The sequence below is a fragment of the Pseudoalteromonas sp. bablab_jr011 genome, assembly GCF_016464045.1.
Taxonomy (GTDB): Bacteria; Pseudomonadota; Gammaproteobacteria; order Enterobacterales; family Alteromonadaceae; genus Pseudoalteromonas; species Pseudoalteromonas lipolytica.
On record NZ_JACDWU010000191.1, the window covers coordinates 1 to 342 of the forward strand.

Below are 342 nucleotides of genomic sequence, written 5' to 3' on the forward strand. Positions count from 1 at the left end.
AGCTCGCCTGAATCGAGCTTAACTATTCAGTTGTCCTAGTGACACATTCTTGTGTCCCCATCGTCTAGAGGCCTAGGACACCGCCCTTTCACGGCGGTAACAGGGGTTCGAATCCCCTTGGGGACGCCACTTACTTTAACCATGTTAAAGAGGATGTTGTGTTATTAAACAGCTCGTCTGAATCGAGTTTAACTATTCAGTTGTCCTAGTGACACATTTTTGTGTCCCCATCGTCTAGAGGCCTAGGACACCGCCCTTTCACGGCGGTAACAGGGGTTCGAATCCCCTTGGGGACGCCACTTACTTTAACCGTGTTAAAGAGGGTGTTGTGTTATTAAACAG

Annotated in this window: 2 tRNA genes; both read left to right on the plus strand. The window is 48.5% G+C overall.

The features are described 5' to 3' along the window. The first annotated feature begins 53 nt into the window (after positions 1-53). A tRNA-Glu gene (locus JIG41_RS11190) sits at positions 54-129 on the plus strand. Between the two features lie 94 nt (positions 130-223). Next, positions 224-299 (plus strand) — tRNA-Glu (locus tag JIG41_RS11195). The last annotated feature ends 43 nt before the right edge of the window (positions 300-342 follow it).